The sequence below is a fragment of the Candidatus Cloacimonadota bacterium genome (genome assembly GCA_012522635.1).
Lineage (GTDB): Bacteria > Cloacimonadota > Cloacimonadia > Cloacimonadales > Cloacimonadaceae > Syntrophosphaera.
In genome coordinates this window covers 21,518-28,040 of record JAAYKA010000079.1, presented here as the reverse complement: position 1 = coordinate 28,040, position 6,523 = coordinate 21,518, and the positions used below count along the sequence as shown (strand labels likewise).

The following is a 6,523-nucleotide window of genomic DNA, read 5'->3' as shown; positions in this document are numbered from 1 at the left end:
TTGAGATTTAACTTGACAAGCCCTGCCCATCCAATATTTTGCGTCTATTATCAAATACGAGGTTAGCAGCATGGAACTCAGGCTTGAACAGCTAAAATTCCCATCCGATACGAATATCATCTTGGGTCAAAGCCACTTCATTAAAACTGTGGAAGACCTCTATGAAGCAATTGTGAACACCGTTCCCGGCATCAAGTTTGGCTTGGCTTTTTGCGAAGCTTCCGGACCATGTTTGGTTCGAAAAGAAGGCACAGATAACGAATTAATCGAATGCGCTGTGGAAAATATGTTGCGTTTGGGCGCGGGGCACTCTTTTTTAATCGTGCTGCGGAATTCATTTCCCATCAACGTGTTAAACGCGATAAAAGATTGCCGCGAAGTGGTTAATATTTTCTGCGCCACCGCAAATCAAGTTCAGGTAATCTTGGCCAAAACCGAGCAGGGAAGTGGAATTTTGGGCGTCATCGACGGAAATTCGCCCCAGGGTATCGAACTGGATACCGATATCACAAACCGTAAAAAATTCCTGCGCGACATCGGTTACAAGCGCTAACGTGGAATATCGCAGCTTCATCGCACTGGAAACGCCAGAGCAGCCACAAAGTTCGCTGGTGGAGGTTTTGCGCCGGCTGAGGCCACATCCTGGTGTGAACTGGGTGAAAGACGAAAACCTGCATCTGACCCTGCTTTTTTTGGGAGATGTGGACGTGAACAGACTCGGAGAAATCAGCGAAGCTCTCTCTGAAATCTGTGCCAAAGCGGAGGCTTTCTCCCTGGCGCTCAAAGGTTTGGAGCTTTTTCCTTACAAGGCTCCGCGTTTGGTTTGGGCCACTTTGGCGGATAAGGATGGCTCTCTTTCAGCCTGGCATAAAAAGCTTTTGGGAAAGATACGTCACGCCGGTTTTGAGCCTGACGCGAAACCGCTCAAAGCGCACATAACCCTGGGACGCGTAAAAAAACCGCTCCCAGCCTCATTGCAGAGGGATATTTTGACGATGGAATTGGAAACCGGTTTCCATCTCTATAACCGGGTGACCTTGTTTCGCAGCGTGTTGCGTAGCGATGGCCCCATCTATCATGCTTTGGAAAGTTTTGAATTAAGATAAAAAAGGAAAATACAATGCAGGACAAAAACAAAGACGCAGCCCTGAAAACCGCAATTTCGCAACTGGAAAAGAAATTCGGCGAAGGTACTGTTATGCGCTTGGGTGAAAAAGCCCAACAAAAAGTGGATACCATTCCCACCGGGGCATTCAATCTGGATATAGCTTTGGGAATTGGCGGCGTTCCGCGAGGCCGCATCATCGAAATTTACGGCGCCGAAGCCAGTGGCAAAACCACCCTGGCACTGCATATTGCCGCGGAAGCTCAAAAATTGGGCGGTGTGGTGGCTTTCATCGATGCTGAACATGCTCTGGACACGTCTTACGCCAAAAGGTTGGGCGTGGAAATTGATGAATTGCTGCTTTCCCAGCCCGATGGCGGCGAGCAAGCCCTGGAAGTTTGCGAAACCCTGGTGCGCAGTTCGGCAGTGGATCTCATTGTGATTGATAGCGTTGCGGCATTGGTTCCGCGCCAGGAAATTGAAGGTGAAATGGGCGACAGCCATGTTGGTCTGCAAGCTCGTTTGATGAGCCAGGCCCTGCGCAAATTGACCGCCATTGTCTCAAAATCCAATACAGCCGTGATTTTCATCAATCAAACCCGCATGAGAATTGGGGTCACCGCCTACATGAACCCTGAAACCACCGCTGGTGGCGTGGCGTTGAAATTTTATTCCACAATCCGCATGGAAGTTCGCTTTGCCGGAGCCCTCAAATCCACCGGAGCGGAGGCGGAAGTTATTGGCGCCAAAACCCGCGTCAAGATTGTGAAAAACAAGCTTGCCCCGCCCTTTAAAACCGTGGTTTTCCCCATCATTTTTGGCGAGGGAATCTCGAACCTGGACATCATTTTGGACATGGCCGTGGAACAGGAAGTTGTGAAAAAAAGCGGCTCCTGGTTTGCCTACCAGGATACCAAACTGGGACAGGGCACGGAAAAATCCAAACAATTTCTGCGGGATAATCCCGAAATCCTTGAAGAGATAGAAAATAAAGTGCGTGAAAAAGCCAGTCCAGTTGAGGAAACCAATCCCATCGATGAAACTGAGGATAACGAACAAGAATAAAAGCACCCTCAAGCTTGAACTGGAAGGAAATTGCGGGGGCAGCCTGCCAAAACGGGCGCTCCCGCCTTCATATCCGCCGGTTTTTGAAGGTGAAATTTCCGCGGACGAAGCCCAGGAACTTTGCCGGCTTTTACAAGAACAGGCGAAAAAAATATTGGTGGATTATCTTGCCAAATCTGAGCGCAGCAGCCTGCAATGCCGTAAACTGCTGCAAAGAAAAGAGTTCGATGGCCGAACCATCGAAGCCGCAATTCGATATTGCCAGGAAATGAATTACATCAGCGACGCGCGTTTTGCCGAAATCTTGATCCGTTCATATCAAAATCGCCGCGCCAGCAAACGCGCCATCGTTGCCAAATTGCGGGAACATCAGCTTCCCATCCAGCTTTGGGAGCCAATTTTAGAAGAGCATTTTTCAAGCGAGCAAGCCTCGGATGATCTCGGAGAGCTTTTGAGAAAATACTGCGCCTCCAAAGCTGAACTGCCCTATAACAAACTGCGTGAAAAAGCCTTTGCTTATCTGTTCCGCAAAGGTTTTGAGCTTGATGACATCCAGTCCGCTTGGGACGAATTGGATTAAAAAAACATCTAAAAATGTTTTCTGATTGCAGGTAAAAATAAAAAACATTGACTGGATTATAGCCCCCAATTATTTGTATGTAAATACCCAAAAAAAAGAGGTTAAACCATGTTATTAGCAGATTTTTTGGATCCAAAGACAATCGCGTTTGAACAGCGTGAGCTTGAAAGGGAACAGGTTTATTTGGAAATTATCCAAAGGATTTGCTCTCATCGACATCCAGGCGTAAATCATTGCGATCAAGAGCTTTTGGACGCCATTTTGGCGCGCGAAAAAGAAGCGCCGATGGCCTACGCCGGCAGCATTGCCATTCCCCATGTGCGTTTGGACGGTTTGGACGACATTTTGATAGGCATGACTTTCTTGGAAAAACCGTTGGATTACGATGGCATCAAGGTGGATTGGATTATCCTCATCCTCACAGATAAATCCTCCTCCAAGATATATTTAAACATTGTGGCAGCGCTTTTAAGAATGTCCAAAGATCCTCAAATTATGGAAAACCTGCGCGGACTGAAAGACGGTCACGAGGTAATCCACTTTTTGAAACAGCAGCAGATTGAAGTGGGTTCGGAACTCACCATCGCGGACATCATGGTGAAAAACCCCGTCTGTGTGTCGCCACAGGATAAACTGAGCAAAGTGGACAGCCTGTTGAACAAACACAGCATCGCCATGCTGCCCGTCGTGGACGATGATCATAACTACTTGGGAGAGATAAACATATTGGATGTCCTGAAGGTGGGTGTGCCGGATTATTTGATGCGCATCAGCGATCTGGCTTTTCTGAGTTCTTTCGAACCGTTGGAAAACTTGTTTGAAAAAGAGGAGGAGCTCAGCGCGGAAGATGTGATGCGCACAGATACGATATATCTGAATCCCACGGATTCCGTGGTGGAGGCGGTGTTTCACATGTTGAGGGAAAATCGGCGCTATTTCTGCGTGTTGGAAAACGGCAAGATTGTGGGGGTTATTACGGCAATGGATGTTTTTAAGAAGGTAATCAAAGCATGAGCTCTGCCATTACTATGCTGGTGGCGCTGGTAATTTTCGCCGTCACCTACGTGTTGATTATCACAGAATGGATCAACAAGATGCTGGCCTCCCTCATCGGTGGTTTTTTGCTGGTTATGACAGGTATCCTCACTCAGGGGGAAGCATTCCTCGCGGTGGATTGGAATGTCATATTTTTTCTGCTGGGCATGATGTTGGTGATTTCGGTTTTGAAAAAAACCGGCGTCTTCATGTATGTGGCGATTAAAACCGCCAAACTCGTGCGTGGTCATCCTTTGGCAATCATGATGCTCCTTTTTTGCATCACCGCTTTCTTTTCCGCTTTCTTGGACAGCGTGACCGCGGTCATGATTTTGGTGCCGGTGGCAATGCTGATCTGCCACGAACTGAATATCTCGCCAGTTCCATTCATCATCACGATGGCTGTGGCCTCAAATATGGGAGGAGCCGCAACCATGGTGGGTGACCCTCCCAACGTGATTTTGGGAAGCGCCATCGACAAACATTTCATGGATTTCATGATAAACCTGACTCCAGCATCCTTGTTGTCGGTGCTGGCAAGCCTGGGCTTGATAATCCTGCTTTTCCGCAAAAAACTGTATGTGAGCCAGGTGAACCGTGCCAAATTGATGAGCTACAAAGAAGAAAGATTGATCACGGACAAACGGATGTTGGTGATTTCATTGACTGTCTTGGGCGCAATGCTTTTGGCTCTGGCTTTCGATGGAGTTCTAAAGCTTGGAACCGCAAGTATTTCCATGTCCGCAGCTCTGATTTTGATGGTGATTAGCAACCGCAAAAATATGGAACCGGTATTGGCAAAAGACATCGATTGGATTACCCTCCTTTTCTTCATGGGTTTGTTCATTTTGGTGGAGGGACTGGTAAAAACCGGATTCATCAACATACTGGCAAACAGAGTTATACACGTCACACAGGGAAAACCACGGCTCACCTCGATGGCCATACTTTGGATTTCAGGCATCTTTTCCGCTGTGGTGGACAACGTACCCTTCGTGGCAACCATGATCCCGGTTTTAAAACAAATTGCTCAGGTTATTCAAGATCCAAAGCTGATGGATCCAATTTGGTGGTCTCTGTCTCTGGGAACCTGCCTGGGTGGAAATGGCACCCTGATCGGCGCTTCTGCAAACATCGTCTCTGTCGGAATCGCCAAACAAAATGGCTTTCACATTTCGTTTAAGGAATTCACAAAAATCAGTGTGATTTTTACCTTCGTCTCACTGCTTACAAGCACAGCCTACATCCTCCTCCGCTATTATTAATCCTCCAAAGGTTGCAGACAGAGCTGAGAATTGTTTTCCACCTTGTTCACCTGCCTGCTGACAGGATAAAGCTCTAATTCTTTATCGTCTGGAGCTTTAAGCAGGGGTACAAAATCCAGAGGATCGCTCTGTTTGTGATCCAGCCAGGTCAGGCGATTATCCCCGAAAAGCATCACTGGAACCCGATCATGGATGGAGCGTGTTTTTTCTGAGGCAGCGGTGGTGATGATTCCCAATGACGGAATATAGCTGCCATCCGGGCCATTCCAAACGTCATAAATGGCAGCCATATAGATTAAATCTTCCAGCGCCGCGCGGATGAAAAAAGGTTGTTTGTCGCTTTTTCTCCATTCATAAAAACCGTTGGCTGGAACCAGACAGCGCCTGCGTTGCAGTCCACCCCGGAAGGAAGGTTTTTCGGTGATGGTTTCGGCGCGAACATTGATCAGGGCAAACTTTGGCAACTCCCGGCTCCAGGAGGGAACCAGACCCCAGCGGAAAAACCCGGGATAGCGTCCCGCGTCCTGACTCACAATTGCCATCACCGTTTGCGTGGGTGCCACATTGAAATTCTGTATCACCTGGTCGGATAATTGGGTGAGCCTCAGTTCTTTTTCCAGTTTTTGCAACTGGTCATATTTGATCACTTGGGCAAATCTTCCACACATTGTAAAACTCCTTGCGGTTGACAGGAAACACAAGCCCGAAAAACCTGCAACATGTTTTTTTAATCAAAGACCATCCAAGATGACCGTAAAAAAGGAAAGACCATGCCCAAATTCAATATCGACAAGGTGATGCAAGCCTTGGCCAAACACTTTGATGAGGTAAAAACCCCGATTGTGGACCTCATCCAAGTGCAAACCAAAGACCCCTTCAAGGTGTTGGTTGCCACCATTCTCAGCGCCAGAACCAAGGATGAAACCACCGCCAAAGCTTCCGCCAGACTCTTTTCCCAGGCTGAAACTCCGGAAGAGCTGGATAAACTATCTGAATCTCAGATTAACAACCTCATCCACCCGGTGGGGTTTCACAATACCAAAGCCAAGCACCTCAAACAATTACCAGGCGTTTTGCAGGAGCTTTTTGACGGAAAGGTTCCCGCGGAAATTGATGATTTGCTCCAGCTTCCGGGTGTGGGACGCAAAACCGCTAATCTGGTGCGCGCCGTAGCATTTTCACTTCCCGCAATTTGTGTGGATGTCCATGTCCACCGCATCAGCAACCGCTGGGGCTACGTTTCCACCAAAAATCCCCTGGAAACCGAGATGGCATTGCGCAAGATTCTTCCCGAAAAATATTGGCTCACATACAATTCGCACGTGGTTGCCTTCGGCCAAAACCTCTGCACACCCCGCAAACCGCGCTGCCATGAGTGTCCGATTTATGATTATTGCCCCAGAATTGGTGTGTGACCCAAAGCCATATTTGATCACTCTCAAAAAGGAATCGAAAATAATACTTGCCTGAAAT

Annotated in this window: 8 protein-coding genes; 7 read left to right on the top strand and 1 reads right to left on the bottom strand. The window is 47.8% G+C overall.

The window, feature by feature from the left end:
* The first annotated feature begins 70 nt into the window (after positions 1-70).
* The 6 genes from GX135_04455 (at position 71) to GX135_04430 (ending at position 5,050) form a co-directional block, all read left to right on the top strand.
* Positions 71-553 carry an adenosine monophosphate-protein transferase gene (locus tag GX135_04455; protein ID NLN85339.1) on the top strand — a complete coding sequence of 161 codons (483 nt, stop codon included), beginning with the start codon at positions 71-73 and terminating at the stop codon, positions 551-553.
* Between the two features lies 1 nt (position 554).
* Positions 555-1,106 (top strand): RNA 2',3'-cyclic phosphodiesterase, encoded by a 552-nt coding sequence (thpR, locus tag GX135_04450; GenBank protein NLN85338.1) that lies wholly within the window; start codon positions 555-557, stop codon positions 1,104-1,106.
* A gap of 14 nt (positions 1,107-1,120) precedes the next feature.
* Positions 1,121-2,170, top strand: coding sequence for a recombinase RecA (gene recA, locus GX135_04445; protein NLN85337.1), 1,050 nt, complete (start codon positions 1,121-1,123; stop codon positions 2,168-2,170).
* The gene (locus GX135_04440; protein NLN85336.1) at positions 2,142-2,750 is read left to right on the top strand and encodes a regulatory protein RecX; all 609 of its coding nucleotides are present in this window, start codon (positions 2,142-2,144) and stop codon (positions 2,748-2,750) included. The genes recA and GX135_04440 overlap by 29 nt, the downstream gene beginning before the upstream one ends.
* Before the next feature lie 108 nt (positions 2,751-2,858).
* Positions 2,859-3,764 (top strand): PTS transporter subunit EIIA, encoded by a 906-nt coding sequence (locus GX135_04435; protein NLN85335.1) that lies wholly within the window; start codon positions 2,859-2,861, stop codon positions 3,762-3,764.
* Complete coding sequence (locus GX135_04430) at positions 3,761-5,050, top strand: ArsB/NhaD family transporter (protein ID NLN85334.1); 1,290 nt, start codon at positions 3,761-3,763, stop codon at positions 5,048-5,050. Before GX135_04435 ends, GX135_04430 begins: the two co-directional genes overlap by 4 nt.
* Here GX135_04430 and GX135_04425 read toward each other — a convergent pair.
* Positions 5,047-5,718, bottom strand: a complete 672-nt coding sequence (locus GX135_04425) for an SOS response-associated peptidase (GenBank protein ID NLN85333.1) — start codon at positions 5,716-5,718, stop codon at positions 5,047-5,049. The two genes, GX135_04430 and GX135_04425, sit on opposite strands and share 4 nt — an antisense overlap.
* Positions 5,719-5,820: 102 nt before the next feature.
* Here GX135_04425 and GX135_04420 point away from each other — a divergent pair, with 102 nt between their 5' ends.
* On the top strand, positions 5,821-6,465 hold the full coding sequence (locus tag GX135_04420; protein ID NLN85332.1) for an endonuclease III: 645 nt from the start codon (positions 5,821-5,823) through the stop codon (positions 6,463-6,465).
* Positions 6,466-6,523: the final 58 nt, after the last annotated feature.

Bases quoted from the DNA above. Each gene is read 5' to 3' on its own strand.
- GX135_04440 (NLN85336.1), top strand. From the start codon at position 2,142: ATGAAACTGAGGATAACGAACAAGAATAAAAGCACCCTCAAGCTTGAA.
- GX135_04420 (NLN85332.1), top strand. From the start codon at position 5,821: ATGCCCAAATTCAATATCGACAAGGTGATGCAAGCCTTGGCCAAACAC.
- GX135_04430 (NLN85334.1), top strand. From the start codon at position 3,761: ATGAGCTCTGCCATTACTATGCTGGTGGCGCTGGTAATTTTCGCCGTC.
- GX135_04425 (NLN85333.1), bottom strand. From the start codon at position 5,718: ATGTGTGGAAGATTTGCCCAAGTGATCAAATATGACCAGTTGCAAAAA.
- GX135_04435 (NLN85335.1), top strand. From the start codon at position 2,859: ATGTTATTAGCAGATTTTTTGGATCCAAAGACAATCGCGTTTGAACAG.
- recA (NLN85337.1), top strand. From the start codon at position 1,121: ATGCAGGACAAAAACAAAGACGCAGCCCTGAAAACCGCAATTTCGCAA.
- GX135_04455 (NLN85339.1), top strand. From the start codon at position 71: ATGGAACTCAGGCTTGAACAGCTAAAATTCCCATCCGATACGAATATC.